Here is a 14,722-nt window from a genome sequence, read left to right as displayed (position 1 = left end):
CTGGTGTGACGGTCGCACCTTCGCGGGCGACACAGGTGAGCGCTCGGTACGGAACCCGTTTCCCTGCAAAGGGAATCGTTGTCACCGCGAGTTCGGAGCACTCTCGCATCAGCGTCATTGCTGAACGCCAGGGCATCGGGGAGCACACCCGCCTACGGCGTCGGTCGCCCAAGTGGCGACTGATAGGTCCGCACCTCGACCCGACCCGTCATGTGAATACTTTCACAAGCTCGGGATTTGTCAAGGGTTCGACTCCGGAAATCAGCCCGAAGTGAGTGAACTCACCGCGCTGTACCTCGAAGAAGACTCGCGGAACATATTCCACGCTACCGCCGGAATCCCTACCGCGGATCCTCATGGCGGCCTCCGCCACACTCGCCCGAACTGAAAAGGTCGGGGTCGGTGACAGCGAGTCGAACCGGTTTGACACACTGGTACTCAAAGTTGGCTTGCTTACCACTCACGGAAGTCTCGCCAGCGCTTAACTCATATGGCTCACAAGCGTCGCCAAGACGTAAGTACCCACCGAATGCCCGGTCTATACGCACCGAAATAACGATATTCGGTTGTAAGTCTCGTGCCGTCCCGGTAGGGATGGCGAAATCAACCTTGCCTGCTCACGGGCGACTTGTCAACACCCACCTTGAGGTTTTCCCAAGTTGTTAGCAGGCCACCCGCAGTGCCTCCGGAACCGAGCTGAGTTCGAGATCGGTCCGCTCTCCGAGGTAGTCCCCGTCGAGCTGGAAGGCTTGCGGCAGCGAAGCGCGCAGTCGGATCCTGGAGAGATCGTGATGCGTCACCGCGTGTTTGCCGTCGGGCCCGTCCCGACCGACCAGCAGTGAAGCGGCGGTCCTCGCGGCGTCCGACAGGCCAAGTTTACGCAGAACCAGGACATCAAGTCCAGCATTAAAGGATGCCCGCGCGTTGAGATTCACCGGAAGGGTACCGAGATAGGTCCACGGTGCGCAGTTCTGCACCACGACCATCCCTTCAGAGAGGTCCTCCTCACCCGAGGAGAGTTCCACCTCGATCGTGTCCCCTTCCACACCATGCTCATTCAGCTCCGCCATCACGGCGCGGGCGTAGTGCGCGCCGAGGTTCCGCTTCTTCCGGTACGACTCGACCTTCTTGATGATGGACGCGTCCCAGCCGAGCCCCGCGCAGAACGTGAAGAGCCGGTCGACGTCATCGCCGGTGGCCCGCCCCAGACTCACCGTGCGCACCCGCCGCTCCTCGATCGCGGACACGATCGCCAGCGACGCCCTGCGCCGGTCCCAAGGCAGCCCGAGGGCGCGCGCGAAGACGTTCGTGGACCCGGCGGGAATGGGCGCGAAGATCGGGGCCTCGTCGGCGGGGCGCCCGTCGGCGACCAGGCCGTTGACGACCTCGTTCACGGTGCCGTCGCCGCCGAGACTGAGCACCACGTCGTATCCCTTGTCGGCTCCGCGCTTGGCGAGGATCTCGGCGTGGTCCCGCCGGCGGGTCACTTCGACTTCGAGATCGAGCACTTCGTCGAGCTTCTTCCGCACCCAACGCGTGCGTCGGCGCGAGCCGGTGGAGGCCTTCGGGTTCACGATGAGCAGACCACGCTGTGGCGCTGCTTTCAGGTCGCGCATAGGCGCAGCGTAGCCCGGGATACGGTTGGCGTGTGAACGAAACCGATGCCGACATGGGCGCGGTCACCGAAAGCCCCGACTCCGGTGACCGTCCTTGGACCTTGACCGCCGCGGCGATCCTGTTCTGGCTCCTCGCAACGGGACTCGCGGCCGCAGGAGTGTGGGGCGTGGCACAGATCGCGACGGGCCAGGTGACGACCGTCAGCGGCGCCGTCGGCGTCGCGCTGGTCGCGTTCCTCGGAGCGCTCTACTACTGGTTCATCGGACGCAGACTGCTGCGGATGGAGGACATCGTCTCGCAGGCGGTATTCCAAGGGCTCCTTTGGCTCCCGGTCGGGTACTACCTCCGCGAGGCGGCGCATCCGGTGATCGGCGTCGCGGCCTGGGGGCTCGCGGCGGCGATCGTGGGACTGGTCCTCAGCGGCCCCTCCCGGCGAGCGGTCGGCTTCGGCGAGCGGCGGCGCTTCGGCGGAGCCGAATAGGCTAGCTCAGGGGCGGAGCCGAACAGGTCAGCCCAGGGACGGAACCGAACAGGCCGACTCAGTGCCGGAGAGGCGAACGGGGCGACTCAGGGGCGGAACCGAATTGCCGACGCTGCGGCGCTAGACGGCGGCCGCGTGCTTCGCGATCAGGTCGATCAGTTCGGGTGCCGTGCCGAGCGGTTCGCCCACGTGGACGGCTCCCGCTTCACGGGCCGATTCGATCGCCTTGTCGCACAACAGCCCCGGCGCGATGAAGTAGCAGACGGCGGCGACGCGCCGAGCCCCTTGGGCCCGCAGCGCCGCTACGGTCTCGCCCGCGGTCGGTCCCGGGCCGGAGGCGAATCCCGGTCCGGCCGGGACACCGAGCAGTCGTCCGGCTTCGGCGGCGACGTCGGCGACATGTGCGCGGCCCTCGTCGACGCGAGTCCCGGCGGCGCACACCACCAGGCCGTCAGTGCCTTCCGGCAGTCCGCGGACCAGAGGCTTCGCGAGTGACAGGTCTCCAACCGGACGGCCCACACCCACCGTGAATCCGGGACGCTCCGCTTGCGCGCGCTTCGCGACCTCGGGAAGGTCGGTGCGCGAGTGGTAGGCGTCGGTCAGCAGCAGCGGCAGCGCGACTGCCTCAGCGAATCCCTTGTCCGCCAAGCCGGTCAGGACCTCGACCGGGTGCGGTTCGTTGAACTCCAAGAAGCCCACGTGCGCCCGGGCCGCCCGCGCGATGGCGCGGACGGCCTCCGGGGAGCGCGGGTCGGGGCTGCCGTGGGCGACCAGGACGACCGGTCGCGGCAGACCCGAAAGGGGCGCACCGGACGCCGACGCAGCGGGAGCCGCATCGGTGTCCAGCACGGGCCCGTCAGACATGCAGCCCGCATTCGGTCTTGTCGAATGCGGCCCAGCGGCCGGCGCGCGGGTCCTCCCCCGGCGCGGTGCGCCGGGTGCAGGGCCAGCAGCCGATGGAACGGAAACCGTCCTTGAGCAACGGGTTGACCGGGATGTTGTAGCGCTCGATGTACGCCTCCTGGTCGGCCTCGGTCCACTTCGCGATCGGCGAGACCTTGACCTTGCGGCGGGACAGGTCGAAGTCGACGACGCGCGTGTTGGCGCGGGTCGGGCCCTCGTCCCGGCGCAGGCCGGTGGCCCAGCCGTCGTAGTCGGCAAGGGCCGCGTTGAGCGGCAGCACCTTGCGCAGCGAGCAGCACTCGTCAGGAGAGCGCGCGAACAGTCGCGGCCCGAACTCGGCGTCCTGGGCCAGCACCGACTGGTCGGGCTGGATCGAGCGGACGTTGACGTTCATCGTGGACGCCACGAAGTCGCGGACTTCGAGGGTCTCGGGGAAGTGCAGACCGGTGTCGAGGAAGACGACGTCGATACCGGGGGCGACCTCGCTGGCGAGGTGGACCACGGCGGCGTCGGCCATCGAGGAGGTCACGCAGAAGCGCTCGCCGAACTCGCCGACCGCCCACTCGAGGATCTGGTGGGCCGTGGCGTCTTCAAGGCGCTTCCCCGCGTCCGTCGCGAGGTCACGGAGTTCGAAGGGGTCTCTCTCTTTCCCTGTGCTGCTCATGCTGCTACTCCGATCGGGGGTATTTCATTCGGGCGTGGAGCCCGTGGGCGGCGCCGCGTAAACCGGTGCGGCGGCCATCCCGTGGTATTTGACGACGAAGACGCGGGTGCAGTCCGCGCAATGCCATCCGCCCTTGATGTCGACGTCGCTGTCGGCATCGGGCTCGTACGGCCTGAGGTCTTCCTCGCCGCAGTAGGGGCAGTAGTAGGGAACGACGCGGGCGGTCACTGCAATTCCGCATCGTCGGCCCGGTGGACCCACTGGGCGAACGTCTCGCCTTCCGACCTGGCGACGAGGTAGCGCCGGGTGAGGCGTTCCACATAGTCGCCGAGGTCGGCCGAGGCGACCTTGAGGCCGCGGGACTTGCGGCCCAGGCTCGCCGCGGAGGCGTGGCCGCCGCCGAGGTGGACCTGGAAGCCCTCGACCTGCTCGCCGTCCTCGTTCGTGACGAGCTGCCCTTTGAGGCCGATATCCGCGGTCTGGGTGCGGGCGCAGGCGTTCGGGCAGCCGTTGACGTGGATGGAGATCGGGACGTCGAGTTCGGGGACGCGCTTCTCGAGCTCCTCGACGAGGTCGCGGGCGCGGTCCTTGGTGTCGACGATGGCGAGCTTGCAGAACTGGATCCCGGTGCACGCCATGGTGGCCCGGCGCCAGTTCGAGGGCTCGGCCTCGAGCCCGATCGCGCGCAGGTCCGCGACCGCGTCGCGCACCTTGTCCTCGGGGATGTCGAGGAGCAGGAGCTTCTGGAGCGGGGTGGCGCGCACGCGGTCGGAGCCGTACTTCTCGGCGATGTCCGCCAGCTGGTCGAGGATGGTCCCGGAGACGCGGCCGACGACCGGCGCGACGCCGATGTAGTAGTTGCCGTCGTTCTGCTTGTGGACGCCGATGTGGTCGAGCAGCTTCTCCGGCACGGGCGGCTGCTCGAGGTCGGGGAGCTTGCGGCCCAGGTACGCGTCGGACTCGAGGACCTCGCGGAACTTCTCCGGGCCCCAGTCCTTGACGAGGAACTTCAGGCGCGCGCGGGTGCGCAGGCGGCGGTAGCCCCAGTCGCGGAAGATGCGGACCACGTTGACCCACACGTCGACGATGTCGTCCTGGGAGACCCAGACGCCGAGGCGCGGGGCGAACATCGGGTTGGTCGAGAGGCCGCCGCCGACATAGAGGTCGAAGCCGGGGCCGAGCTCGGGGTGGTGCGCGCCGATGAGCGAGATGTCGTTGGTCTCGTACGGGCTGTCCGGCAGCCAGCCGATGGTCGACTTGAACTTGCGCGGCAGGTTGGAGAGGCTGCGGTCGCCGATGAAGCGGTCGTAGATCTCCTGGATCTGCGGGGTGGCGTCGATGACCTCTTCGGTCGAGACGCCCGCGACCGGGGAGCCGAGGATGACGCGCGGGCAGTCGCCGCAGGCCTCCTGGGTGTCGAGGCCGACGGCCTCGAGGCGGCGCCAGATCTCCGGCACGTCCTCGACGCGGATCCAGTGGTACTGGACGTTCTCACGGTCGGTGACGTCGGCGGTGTCGCGCCCGAACTCCTTGGAGATCCCGGCGATGGTGCGCAGCTGCGCCAGGTTGAGCTGGCCGCCGTCCATGCGCACACGCATCATGAAGTACTTGTCGTCCAACTCCTCCTCTTCGAGGATGCCGGTCTTGCCGCCGGCGATGCCGGGCTTGCGCTGCGTGTACAGGCCCCACCAGCGGAAGCGCCCGCGCAGGTCGGCGGGGTCGATGGAGTCGAAGCCGCGGTGGGCGTAGACGCCCTCGATGCGCTGCCGCACGTTGAGCGGGTTGTCGTCCTTCTTGGACTGCTCGTTCTTGTTGAGCGGCTCCCGGTGGCCCATGGCCCACTGGCCTTGGCCCTTCGGGCGGGACGGTTTGCGCGTTGGCGTTGGCACAGTTCTCCTCATGCGGACACAGGTGTGGCGTGGTTCGACGGCGAAAAGCCGGAAGGATTTAGCGGCGCATCAGACAGGCGGCGCTGAACACACGGCAAAGATCGACGTGGCGGCGTGCCACCAGTCGAAGCCCATGTGCGCGAGACATGCCTGCAAGCATGCCACACATCTCAGCGGATGGCATCTGTCGTCCCGGTGCGTGGACGGCCCGGTCACACGCACAAGCAGCGGCTATTGCAGTGCGAAGTCGACGACGGCTTCGGTGCCGCCTTCGGCGCGCGGACGCATGTCGATCGTGCCGCGGAGTTCGCCGGTGACGAGGGTGTGCACGATCTGGAGGCCCAGGCGGGTCGAGTCGGCGATGCGGAAGCCCGCGGGGAGGCCCTTGCCGTGGTCGGAGACGGTGACGCGGAGGTGGTCGCCGGCGCGTTCGACCCCGATGACGACCTCGCCGTCCTGGCCGGGCGGGTAGGCGTGCTCGACCGCGTTCTGGATGAGCTCGTTGACGACCATGACGAGCGGGGTCGCGTACTCGCTGGGCAGGACCCCGAAGGTGCCCTCGCGGCGGAGCGTCACCTTCGACTCGGCGACGGAGACCTCGACGGCCATGGAGGCGACGCGGTCGACGATCTGGTCGAAGCCGACCGACTCGTCGCCCGACTGCGAGAGAGTCTCGTGGACCAGGGCGATGGACGAGACGCGGCGCACCGACTCCTCGAGGGACTGGCGGGCCTGGGGGGATCCGACGCGGCGGGCCTGAAGGCGCAGCAGCGCGGCCACGGTCTGGAGGTTGTTCTTGACGCGGTGGTGGATCTCGCGGATCGTGGCGTCCTTGGTGACCAGTTCGCGGTCGAGGCGGCGGACCTCGGTGATGTCGCGGACCAGCACGAGCGCGCCGGCGGCCTTGCCGCCCGGGCGCAGCGGCAGCGCGCGCATGAGCACCGTGGCGCCCTTGGACTCGATCTCCTTGCGGCGCGGGGTGCCTCCGGCGAGCGCGTCGGCGATGCGGCGGGCCGCGTCCGCGCCGACGTCGGAGTTCGACGGGAGGCTGCGGGTCAGTTCGGCGAGGTCGCGGTCGCGGAGGTGCCCGGTGACGCCCATGCGACGGTACGCGGACAGCGCGTTCGGCGAGGCATAGCGGACGAGGCCGTCGGAGCCGATGCGGACCAGGCCGTCGCCGATGCGCGGCGCGGTGGTCGGCTCGCCCGGCAGCAGCGGCGGCGGGAAACCGCCGTCGGTGAGCATCTGCACCAGGTAGTCGGCGGTCTTGAGGTAGTTCAGCTCCAGGTGGGAGGGGCTGCGCGTGTCGGAGAGGTTGGTGTCGCGGGCGGCCACGGCGATGACCTCGCGGCGGTCGCGGCGGCGCACGGGGATGGCCTCGTGGCGGGCGGCGACGTCGCCGCGCCAGACCGGGTCGCCCTCGCGGAAGATCCGGCCCTCGGTGAAGGCGACGTTGAGGTGCTGCGCGTCCTCGCCTTCGAGGATGCGGCCGACCTGGTCCTCCTCGTAGGCGGTCGGGCCGGTGGTGGGCCGGACCTGGGCGAGGCAGACGTACCGGCCGGGGTGCTCCTTGACGGCGCCCCAGAGCAGGAAGTCGGCGAAGGAGAGGTCGGCGAGGAGCTGCCATTCGGCCACGAGCCGCTGCAGGTGCGCCGCGGAGTTGGAGGTCAGGTCGGTGTGCGCGCTGATGACGTCGCGGAGAGTGGACACCCGACCAATGTTAGCGGCGGAATTCCCTCGGCCCAGGGGCCGTTTCAGGGCGAATCCGACAAGGGTCGTGAGGAGCCGGTACGAAAGCGGAGCGGTACTTGCGACGAGCGAGCCGCGGCTCAGATCTGCTCTGAGGCGGCCCGCCTCGACCTCAACGGAGCTCTCCCCCTGGTTACGGCAAGGTCATGTCGGGCTTGTCCAGCTCCTCGACGTTCACATCTTTGAAGGTCAAGACCCGCACGTGCTTGACGAATCGAGCGGGGCGGTACATGTCCCAGACCCACGCGTCGCTCATCTCTACCTCGAAGTAGGTCTCGGCGTCGGCTCCCCGCACGTGGACTTCGACAGCGTTGGCCAGGTAGAACCGCCGCTCGGTCTCGACGACGTAGGTGAACTGCCGCACGATGTCCCGGTACTCCCGGTACAGCTGCAGCTCCATGTCGGTCTCGTACTTCTCGAGGTCCTCGGCGCTCAACGCTCCTCCTTCTCAACGACGGTTCCCACGATAGTGCGCGGTTGCCCCGGCCCGCTCGCGGCTCTCTCGGCGAACGCTTGCGGGGCCGTAAAACAATGCGGTCCCCGGTGTCCCGGTTTCCCCCGCGCGGGCCTGCCGAACCCGCTCAGACCCAAGCGGGCGGGACGGCGGACGCGGCGACGTTCGCGTAGGACTTGCGGTGTATCCCGCACGGGCCCAGGCGACGCAGCGCGGCTTCGTGCATCGGCGTGCTGTATCCCTTGTGGATGGCGAAACCGTACTCGGGGTAGTCGAGGTCGAGTTCGGTCATGATCCGGTCCCGAGTGACCTTGGCGACCACGCCGGCCGCCGCGACGCACGCCGCCGTGCGGTCGCCCTTGACCACGCCGAGGCTGCCGGGCAGGCCCGGCACCGGGAAGCCGTCGGTGAGGACGTACCCGGGCCGCTCGGGCAGCCGCGCCACCGCGACGCGCATGCCCTCCAAGTTGCACACGGCGATGCCGCGCGCGTCGATCTCGTCGGGGCCGTACGCGACCACGCTGATCGCGGCCTGCGAGCGCCGCAAGCGCTCGAAGACCCGTTCGCGCGCGGCCTCGGTGAGCAGCTTCGAGTCGTTCAGCTCGTCGAACCGCGCGCTCGGCGGCAGCCGCACCGCGGCGACGACCAGCGGCCCCGCGCAGGCGCCGCGCCCCGCCTCGTCCGCCCCGGCGACCGGGCCGAGCCCGCGCCGGTAGAGCGCGGCCTCCAGCGCGTACAGGTCGCTGTCGCGCCTGAGTCGGGAAGGGTCGGGACGGAGCATCGGATCAGGACGGCGCGGGGACGTCGTCGAAGGTCTCGGGGATCTCGAACCAGGTGAAGTCGCTGACCGGCCAGAACAGCACGAAGGCCTTGCCGATGACCGCGTCGACCGGGATCGTCGAGGACTCGATGTCCCCGCCGGTGCGGACGTACCGTTCGCGGGAGTCGCCCGAAGCCGAACGGTGGTCGCCCATCACCCACAGGCGGCCCTCCGGCACGACCACGTCGAACGGGTCCTGCGAGGACGGGTCCTGCTCCCCCGTCATCGGGTTCGTGTACAGATAGGACTCTTCTTCGAGCGGTTCGCCGTTGACCGTGATGTTGCCTTCGTCGTCGGCGACGATGTGGTCGCCGCCCACGGCGATCACCCGCTTGATGAACTCGTCCTCTTCCATGACCGAACGCCACGACTCGGGTGCCGTAAAGACAATTATCTCACCGCGCTCGGGTTCTGAGAAGTCGTAGACGAGCTTGTTCACGAGTACCCGGTCGTTGATCAGGAGCGTGTTCTCCATCGAGCCGGAAGGGATGTAGTAGGTCTGGACGACCCAGGTCCGCACCACGATCGCCACGAGAATGGCGACGCCGAGCAGGATCGGCAGTTCTTTCCAGAACGATCCCTTCTTTTTGGGCTGCTGTTCTTTGGAGGTCTCCTCGGCGCTGTCACCGTCAGCACCGGGTGCTTGCCCTTCATCGATCACGGTCCGAGTCTACGCGCTCGCGCTCCGGCCCCAGGTGCCAGCATCACCGTGCCGGGCAAGGAAGGCGGCTGCTGCCAGGCGGTATTCCAGGCCGCCGGGAGGCCGTCGCCGACCAGGCCGGAGGCGGACTGCTCGCCTTCGGCGTCGGCGGCGCCGGTGGTCCCGTCGAGGGCCTCGAAGGCCTCGGGGATCTCGAGCTCGCGGGCGCGGTCGGTGGGCCAGACGAGGGCGATGGCGCGGCCGATGATGTTCTCCACCGGCACGGTGCCCGAGCAGCGGGAGTCGGAGGAGTCGCCGCGGTGGTCGCCCATGACCCACACCTCGCCCTCCGGCACCGTGAGCTCCTCGAAGCGCCGCGCGCCGCACACGCCGGGTTCGATCTCGAGCGGCGAGTTCTCGTAGACGTACGCCTCCTCGTGGAGGGACACGCCGTTGACGACCACGTTGCCGTCGGCGTCGCAGCAGGAGACGGTGTCGCCGCCGACCGCGATCACCCGTTTGATGAAGTCCTTCTCGTCGGGCTTGGCGAGGCCGATGAGGTCGAGGACGCCGGTCGTGAAGGTCGAGAACGCGCCGTCGCCGCCCGTCGCGGGCCGGTACTCGGGGTCCCAGGAGTCGGTGCCGCGGAAGACCACGACCTCGCCGCGCTGCGGGGTGCGCAGCGTGTTGGTGAGTTTGAGGACGAGGACCTTGTCGCCCTCCTGGAGGGTCTGCTCCATCGACCCGGAGGGGATGTAGAACGGCTGCACGGCGAACGTGCGCAGCAGCACGGCCGCCGAGAAGGCGATCACGAGCAGCAGCGGCAGCTCGACCCACAGCGACAGGTACTGGCGCTTGTGCGGCTGCGAGAGGCGGCTCTCGGTTCCCTTGCCGCCCTTGTGTTTCGGGCGCTCGGCGGGGACCTGGTCGTGGGCGCCGGAGGCGCGCTCGACGGCCGCGCTCGCCCGGTCGCGTTCGGCGGCCACGCGGTCGTGGGCGGCCGAGGGGCTCTCGGGACGGCGGAAGGTGCGGGTCGCGTCGGGGTCGCTGCGGAGGCGGTGCGTCGCGTCGGTCCCTCCAGCACCGGTGCCGCCCGCGACGGGACCGCGGGGCGGCGTGCCGGGCCGGCGCGCGGCGGCTGGGGGCGGCGGGGCGTCCGGGCCGCCGGGGCCGGGGAGGCGGTCCCAGTCGATCCGGCGGGGCCCCTTCTCCCCGCCGGGGGTGCCAGGACTCATGTCACCGAGGGTATCCGAAAACAGGGGGCAGCGAGAAACCCCGGGCGGGTGCCCGGGGTTTCCGAAAAGCTCTTGCGCGCTTTAGAGTTCGCGCTTCTCCTTGATCTTGGCGGCCTTGCCCTTGCGGTCGCGCAGGTAGTACAGCTTCGCGCGGCGGACCTTGCCTCGCATGGCGATCTCGATGGAGTCGACCATGGGGCCGTGCACCGGGAAGGTGCGCTCGACGCCGATGCCGTAGCTCAGCTTGCGGACCGTGAAGGTCTCGCCGATGCCCGCGCCGTGGCGGCGAATGACGACGCCCTGGAACACCTGGACACGGGACCGGGCGCCTTCCTGGACTCGGACGTTCACCTTGACGGTGTCGCCGGGACGGAAGTCCGGCACGTCGGCGCGCATGGAGGCGGCGTTCAGCTCATCCAGAATGTTCATTGGTTTGGGTCCTCTGTTTGGTAATGCTCAGAAGTTCTACCGGGAGAGGTACCGCTTGAACGAACGGCACGTCACGGGAACTCACCTACTCTGCCACACCCTGCACGGGCAGGCTGAACCCGGCCCCTTCGAGGAGGAGCCGGTCACGTTTGTCGAGGCTACCCGGGTCGAGCCGCGCCAGCAAATCCGGGCGGGCCCGCGCGGTGCGCAGGAGTGCCTGCTCACGCCGCCAGCGGTCGACCTTGCCGTGGTCCCCCGAGAGGAGGACGGGCGGGATCTCGTGGCCGCGCCATTCGGCCGGGCGCGTGTAGGCGGGGGCCTCCAGGACGCCGGCGTTGTGCGATTCGTCGTCGAGCGACGCGGCGTTGCCGAGCACGCCGGGCACGAGCCTGGTCACGGCCTCGATGATGGCGAGCACCGCGACCTCGCCGCCGAAGAGCACGTAGTCGCCGATGGAGACCTCGGTGACCTCCATGCGCTCGGCCGCGTAGTCGACGACGCGCTGGTCGATGCCTTCGTAACGGCCGCAGGCGAACATGAGCCAGGGCTCGGCGGCCAGATCATGCGCCATGGCCTGCGTGAAGGGCCGCCCGGCGGGGCTGGTCACCAGCAGGTGCGGCTTCGCTTCCCCGGGTATGAGCTCGTCGAAGCACTCGCCCCACGGCTGCGGCTTCATGACCATCCCGGCCCCGCCGCCGGCGGGCGCGCCGTCCACCGAGTGGTGCACGTCGTGGGTCCAGCGGCGCAGGTCGTGGACGTTGAGGTCGAGCATCCCGCGTTCGCGGGCGCGTCCGATGAGCGAGAGGTCGAGCGGCGCGAGGTATTCGGGGAAGACGGTGACGACGTCGATCTTCATCAAAGGTCCAGCAGGCCCGGCGGCAGGTCCACGTTGATGGCCTCGGCTTCGAGGTCGACCTCGACCACCATGTCGGCGACGAACGGGATCAGCGCCGGGGTCTGGCCCTTGCGCTTCACGACGAGCGTCTCGTAGGCGGCCCCGTGGTCGATGCGGCTCACGGTGCCGACCTCGCCGGCCTCCTTGTCGACCACGGTGAGGCCGATGAGCAGGGTGTCGTGGACTTCGTCCTCTTCGGCGACCAGCTCTTCGTCCTCGACCTCGACGCTGAGCAGCACGCCGCGCAGCAGTTCGGAGGCGTTGCGGTCCGAGTGGCCCTCGAATCCGATCATCGGGCGGCCCTGGTGCCAGCGCACCGTGACGGCCTTGAGCGGCGCGCCCTTGAGCTGGCCGCCCTTGGTCCGGTATTCGACGCCCGGCTGGAACCGGGTCTCGGGATCGTCGGTGCGGACCTCGACGACGACTTCGCCGCGCAGCCCGTGCGGGCGCACGATCCGGCCGACCACCACTTCAGACAAGACTCAAACCTCTTTTGAACGCCGGAACGGCCCCGAGGGAACCCCGGGGCCGTTCCGATAAGACTCAGTAGGAATCGACGACCTCGACACGAATGCCTTTGCCGCCGATCGAGCCGATGACCTGGCGCAGCGCGTTGACGGTGCGACCCCCGCGGCCGATCACGGTCCCGAGGTCCTCCGGGTTGACCCGGACCTCGAGCCGCTTGCCGCGGCGGGAATCGACCAGACGGACACGGACGTCGTCAGGATTGTCGACGATGCCTTTGACAAGGTGTTCAAGCGCCGGTCGCAGCACGATTACTCCCCTTTGGTCTCAGAGGCCTCGTCGGCAGCGGCCTCGACCTCTTCAGTCTTAGCCGATTCGTCGGCCTTGGCGGCGGACTTCTTCGACTTCGGCGCGGCCTTGGCGGCCTCCTCCGAGACGTACGCCTTCGAGGGGTCGATACCCGACTCCTTGAGGGCGGCCACGTAGAGGCTCTCCTTCTCCGGCTTGGGCTCGGCGACCTTCAGCGGGGCCGGCGCGGGCAGGCCCTTGAACTGCTGCCAGTCGCCGGTCTTGCGGAGGATGGCCTTGACGGTGTCGGACGGCTGGGCGCCCACCGAGAGCCAGTGCTGGATGCGGTCGGACTTGACCTCGATCCGGGACGGGTTCTCCTTCGGGTGGTAGATCCCGACGTTCTCGATCACCTTGCCGTCGCGCTTGACGCGCGAGTCGGCGATGACGATACGGTACTGGGGAGTACGGATCTTCCCCATTCGCGTGAGGCGAATCTTAACTGCCACGTTTTGTTACTCCTGTAGTAAGGATCACGTTAGCGCACACGACGTCCAGGGGAATTACTCCGGATTTCGTATGCACTGAAACTTGGCCTTGCGTCACGGTAGTTGAGAGGGCTTCCGTCCCAAAGCTCATGTACAGCGACCGAGTCTAGCGCATCGGGTGATCAGTACGACCGGGCCAGGTACGCGATGAGACCGGACTCATCCAGGGAGTCCGGCACGGAGCCGTCCTCGCGCTGAAGCACCCGCACCGTGACCGAGGACTGGGCGGCCTTCGTCTCGCCTTCGACGCCGCAGGCGTCCCACGGGACGCGGGCGTACCCGGTCTGAGCGGCCTCGACGGCCTCCTCGACGGTGGCGACGTCGGCCGTGTGCGACTCGCGGAAGGCGAGGGCCTCGTCCCACAGCTGCTGCTGGGCCTCCTCGAGCGCGGCGGCGACGGCCTCGGCGAGCATCCCGATCGGGACGGTCCGCTTCGTGCCCTCGACGCGGCTCGCGATGGTGGCCTCGCCGTTCTTGAGGTCGCGGGGGCCGAGCTCGATGCGCACGGGGTAGCCCTTGAGCTCGGCGTCCACGGCGCGGCGGCCGAAGGCCACGTCGCCGCGGTTGTCGAGCTTGACGCGCAGCCCGGCGTCCTTGAGCTCGTCGTAGACCTTCTTCGCGGCGGCCTGGACCTCGTCGGTGTCCTTGACGACCATGACGCTGACCTGGACGGGCGCGAGGTTCGGCGGCACACGGAGGCCCGCGTCGTCGCCGTGGCCCATGATGAGGCCGCCGACCATGCGGGTCGAGACGCCCCACGAGGTGGTCCAGCCGTGGTGCTGCTGGCCGTCGCGGCCTTGGAACTGGATGTCGAAGGCCTTCGCGAAGTTCTGGCCCAGCTCATGCGAGGTGCCCATCTGGAGGGCCTTGCCGTCGCGCATCAGGGATTCGACCGCGAAGGTGTTGAGGGCCCCGGCGAAGCGCTCGGCCTCGGTCTTGATGCCGCGCAGCACGGGCAGGGCGAGGACGTTCTCGATGAAGTCGGCGTAGACCTCGTGGAGGATGCGCAGCGTGAAGGCGTGCGCGTCCTCATAGGTCTCGTGGACGGTGTGCCCCTCCTGCCACAGGAACTCCGAGGAGCGCAGGAACAGGCGGGTGCGCATCTCGTAGCGCATGACGTTGCACCACTGGTTGAGCAGCAGCGGCAGGTCGCGGTACGAGTTGATCCACTTCGCCATGTACTCGCCGATGACGGTCTCGGAGGTGGGGCGGATGGCGAGCTTCTCTTCGAGCTCCTTGCCGCCGCCGTGCGTGACCATCCACAGCTCGGGGGCGAAGCCCTCGACGTGGTCGGCTTCGCGGGTGAAGTACGACTCGGGGATCAGCAGGGGGAACGAGGCGTTCTCCGTGCCGGTCTCCTTGATGCGCTCGTCGAGTTCGGCGGTCATGCGCTCCCACAGGGCGAAACCGGTCGGTCGGATCACCTGCGAGCCCTTCGCCGGGCCGTTCTCGGCCAGCTGGGCCTTGGCGATGACGTCCTGGTACCAGCGAGGGAAGTCCTCGCCCTGCGGTGTGAGTACATTGGCCATAATCAGCGATTCTAGGTGTCGTCCCCGGTCGGGCCGCAATCGGATAAGGGCCTCTGCGGGCCGCGTCTCCTCGGTCGTATGGAGGAGGGGCGAAACGTGCGTCTCGGTCCTTCGGC

General features: G+C 68.7%; 17 protein-coding genes. 1 reads left to right on the top strand and 16 read right to left on the bottom strand.

Annotation, left to right across the window (positions count from 1 at the left end; all coding sequences use genetic code 11):
- Window positions 1-662 precede the first annotated feature (662 nt).
- Window positions 663-1,616: a diacylglycerol/lipid kinase family protein gene (locus O1R50_RS06480; protein WP_270109083.1), complete on the bottom strand. Its 954-nt coding sequence runs from the start codon at window positions 1,614-1,616 to the stop codon at window positions 663-665.
- A gap of 32 nt (window positions 1,617-1,648) precedes the next feature.
- Between O1R50_RS06480 and O1R50_RS06475 the strand changes: the two genes are divergently transcribed.
- Window positions 1,649-2,098, top strand: coding sequence for a hypothetical protein (locus tag O1R50_RS06475; protein ID WP_270109081.1), 450 nt, complete (start codon window positions 1,649-1,651; stop codon window positions 2,096-2,098).
- A gap of 120 nt (window positions 2,099-2,218) precedes the next feature.
- Here the strand turns inward: O1R50_RS06475 and O1R50_RS06470 are convergent, their stop codons facing one another.
- From O1R50_RS06470 to proS, 15 genes are all read right to left on the bottom strand, one after another.
- Window positions 2,219-2,962 (bottom strand): sirohydrochlorin chelatase, encoded by a 744-nt coding sequence (locus O1R50_RS06470; protein WP_270109080.1) that lies wholly within the window; start codon window positions 2,960-2,962, stop codon window positions 2,219-2,221.
- A complete protein-coding gene (locus O1R50_RS06465; protein ID WP_270109079.1) occupies window positions 2,955-3,665 on the bottom strand; it encodes a phosphoadenylyl-sulfate reductase in 711 nt (236 codons plus the stop codon). Before O1R50_RS06465 ends, O1R50_RS06470 begins: the two co-directional genes overlap by 8 nt.
- Window positions 3,666-3,689: 24 nt before the next feature.
- On the bottom strand, window positions 3,690-3,893 hold the full coding sequence (locus O1R50_RS06460) for a hypothetical protein (protein ID WP_270109078.1): 204 nt from the start codon (window positions 3,891-3,893) through the stop codon (window positions 3,690-3,692).
- Window positions 3,890-5,566 (bottom strand): nitrite/sulfite reductase, encoded by a 1,677-nt coding sequence (locus O1R50_RS06455; RefSeq protein ID WP_408612618.1) that lies wholly within the window; start codon window positions 5,564-5,566, stop codon window positions 3,890-3,892. The genes O1R50_RS06460 and O1R50_RS06455 overlap by 4 nt, the downstream gene beginning before the upstream one ends.
- A 219-nt stretch (window positions 5,567-5,785) precedes the next feature.
- Window positions 5,786-7,264 (bottom strand): sensor histidine kinase, encoded by a 1,479-nt coding sequence (locus tag O1R50_RS06450; RefSeq protein WP_270109075.1) that lies wholly within the window; start codon window positions 7,262-7,264, stop codon window positions 5,786-5,788.
- Between the two features lie 172 nt (window positions 7,265-7,436).
- Window positions 7,437-7,739 (bottom strand): DUF2469 domain-containing protein, encoded by a 303-nt coding sequence (locus O1R50_RS06445; protein ID WP_091040324.1) that lies wholly within the window; start codon window positions 7,737-7,739, stop codon window positions 7,437-7,439.
- Between the two features lie 145 nt (window positions 7,740-7,884).
- Window positions 7,885-8,538 (bottom strand): ribonuclease HII, encoded by a 654-nt coding sequence (locus O1R50_RS06440; RefSeq protein ID WP_270109073.1) that lies wholly within the window; start codon window positions 8,536-8,538, stop codon window positions 7,885-7,887.
- Window positions 8,539-8,542: 4 nt separating this feature from the next.
- Window positions 8,543-9,238, bottom strand: coding sequence for a signal peptidase I (gene lepB / locus O1R50_RS06435; protein WP_270109072.1), 696 nt, complete (start codon window positions 9,236-9,238; stop codon window positions 8,543-8,545).
- Window positions 9,235-10,452 carry a signal peptidase I gene (gene lepB / locus O1R50_RS06430; protein ID WP_270109071.1) on the bottom strand — a complete coding sequence of 406 codons (1,218 nt, stop codon included), beginning with the start codon at window positions 10,450-10,452 and terminating at the stop codon, window positions 9,235-9,237. The genes lepB (O1R50_RS06435) and lepB (O1R50_RS06430) overlap by 4 nt, the downstream gene beginning before the upstream one ends.
- 81 nt (window positions 10,453-10,533) lie before the next feature.
- Window positions 10,534-10,881: a 50S ribosomal protein L19 gene (gene rplS / locus O1R50_RS06425; RefSeq protein WP_030155016.1), complete on the bottom strand. Its 348-nt coding sequence runs from the start codon at window positions 10,879-10,881 to the stop codon at window positions 10,534-10,536.
- Between the two features lie 85 nt (window positions 10,882-10,966).
- Entirely contained in the window at window positions 10,967-11,737 is a 771-nt protein-coding gene (gene trmD / locus O1R50_RS06420) for a tRNA (guanosine(37)-N1)-methyltransferase TrmD (RefSeq protein ID WP_270109070.1), read from the bottom strand.
- Window positions 11,737-12,255, bottom strand: a complete 519-nt coding sequence (rimM, locus tag O1R50_RS06415; RefSeq protein ID WP_408612617.1) for a ribosome maturation factor RimM — start codon at window positions 12,253-12,255, stop codon at window positions 11,737-11,739. Before rimM ends, trmD begins: the two co-directional genes overlap by 1 nt.
- A 64-nt stretch (window positions 12,256-12,319) precedes the next feature.
- Window positions 12,320-12,553, bottom strand: coding sequence for an RNA-binding protein (locus O1R50_RS06410; RefSeq protein ID WP_344473217.1), 234 nt, complete (start codon window positions 12,551-12,553; stop codon window positions 12,320-12,322).
- Window positions 12,553-13,038, bottom strand: coding sequence for a 30S ribosomal protein S16 (gene rpsP / locus O1R50_RS06405; protein WP_270109069.1), 486 nt, complete (start codon window positions 13,036-13,038; stop codon window positions 12,553-12,555). Before rpsP ends, O1R50_RS06410 begins: the two co-directional genes overlap by 1 nt.
- A 161-nt stretch (window positions 13,039-13,199) precedes the next feature.
- Window positions 13,200-14,606, bottom strand: coding sequence for a proline--tRNA ligase (proS, locus tag O1R50_RS06400; RefSeq protein WP_270109068.1), 1,407 nt, complete (start codon window positions 14,604-14,606; stop codon window positions 13,200-13,202).
- Window positions 14,607-14,722: the final 116 nt, after the last annotated feature.

It is taken from the genome of Glycomyces luteolus (genome assembly GCF_027622875.1).
GTDB lineage: Bacteria > Actinomycetota > Actinomycetes > Mycobacteriales > Micromonosporaceae > Glycomyces > Glycomyces luteolus.
This window is presented reverse-complemented; position numbering and strand designations above follow the sequence as displayed.